This window comes from Candidatus Symbiopectobacterium sp. (assembly GCF_020054415.1).
In the GTDB taxonomy this organism is placed as follows: domain Bacteria; phylum Pseudomonadota; class Gammaproteobacteria; order Enterobacterales; family Enterobacteriaceae; genus Symbiopectobacterium.
In genome coordinates this window covers 1-1253 of sequence record NZ_JAHWCO010000228.1, presented here as the reverse complement: position 1 = coordinate 1253, position 1253 = coordinate 1, and the positions used below count along the sequence as shown (strand labels likewise).

Here is a 1253-nt window from a genome sequence, read left to right as displayed (position 1 = left end):
GGACAACTGGTTGTGGCATTACAATAATGAGCGAACTCATCAGGGAAAAATGTGCTGCGGGCGTACGCCGATGGCCACTTTACTCGATGGAAAACGGATCTGGGCAGAAAAGAATCTGAACCAGATGTAATCTGACAGACGCCTGTATAAATAATCGGTAACTGTCAGATCAGATTTGAGCTAGTACACGTCAAGGGACATATGAGGGTCACTCCTTTATCGAACCGGAAAGACCCCATATCTGACCACCAAATTCACCCGATGCGGAGGGAACGTTGGCGCGTGTCGGGAAAGGATTCTTGCATTATTTTCTTGAATAAAAAAGCAAAAATCAGATGCCGGAGACATCTGATTTTTTGAATTTGGCTCCTCTGACTGGACTCGAACCAGTGACATACGGATTAACAGTCCGCCGTTCTACCGACTGAACTACAGAGGAATCGTGTGAACGGGGCGCATAATAACGGTGTGCTGCGGGGATGTCAAAGGAAGAATATACAAAGGGCGATCGTTTGCTGAGAGATTAGGCAAATCGCCCTTTTTTCTGCGTTGCGGAGAAAAACAGGGCAATTTAACGCTCTTTATCGCGGTCAGCGTGCGTGCAAGCAGTTTGACCGCATGTTCAGGCGGCAATCGGGTGATGAGGCGTACCCTGATTGCTCGGATGGCGTGGAGAGTGAGCGAAATGCCACTCAACGGTTTTTTTGATCAGAGCATCCGTTGCGTCAATGTAGTGTTCTGGTGCGGATGCCATATCGTGTTGGAGAATTAACGGCAGCTCAGTACAAGCGAGGATCAGTTTTTCCACGCCAGCATCAAGTAGTCTGTCTCTGACTGGAGCCAGAAGTCGATGCGCATCGGCAATATGGCCTGCCTTGTAAGCATAAATGCTTTCCATTACCGCTTGCTGTGCAGCGTCGTCAGGAGTCTTACAGACGATGCCGAGTGCGCTAAGGTTATCCTGATAAATTTTTGCTTTGCACGTGGCGGTGGTGGCCAGTAATCCAACAGCGTGCAAATGTCGCTGTTTAATCAACTGGCAGGTGGTGTCGATGATACTGATCATTTCGACATGTGTACGTTTTTTTAATTCATCGAACCAGAAATGAGGCTCGTGTATTCAATGAGTTGATGTAGCATCAAACGTAGTACTCGCGTTCGATGTAAGTACCGATGATCCTATCGTGCATTTCGGATGATTTTGAATATCCGAGCGTCTTGCGATTGAGCCGTTGCAATCGGTTACGCAGTGT

Annotated in this window: 2 protein-coding genes, 1 tRNA gene and 1 pseudogene; 1 reads left to right on the top strand and 3 read right to left on the bottom strand. The window is 47.8% G+C overall.

Annotated features, from left to right (window positions below):
• Nucleotides 1-130: pseudogene (locus tag QZ506_RS06750) on the top strand (IS481 family transposase); the annotation flags it as partial.
• A gap of 233 nt (nt 131-363) precedes the next feature.
• Here QZ506_RS06750 and QZ506_RS06745 read toward each other — a convergent pair.
• From QZ506_RS06745 to QZ506_RS06735, 3 genes are all read right to left on the bottom strand, one after another.
• Nucleotides 364-439: transfer RNA gene (locus tag QZ506_RS06745), tRNA-Asn, on the bottom strand.
• A gap of 183 nt (nt 440-622) precedes the next feature.
• Entirely contained in the window at nt 623-1120 is a 498-nt protein-coding gene (locus QZ506_RS06740) for an aspartate/glutamate racemase family protein (RefSeq protein ID WP_291969972.1), read from the bottom strand.
• Between the two features lie 19 nt (nt 1121-1139).
• On the bottom strand, nt 1140-1253 hold a 114-nt coding region (locus QZ506_RS06735), incomplete at its 5' end, for an IS1 family transposase (RefSeq protein ID WP_291969230.1).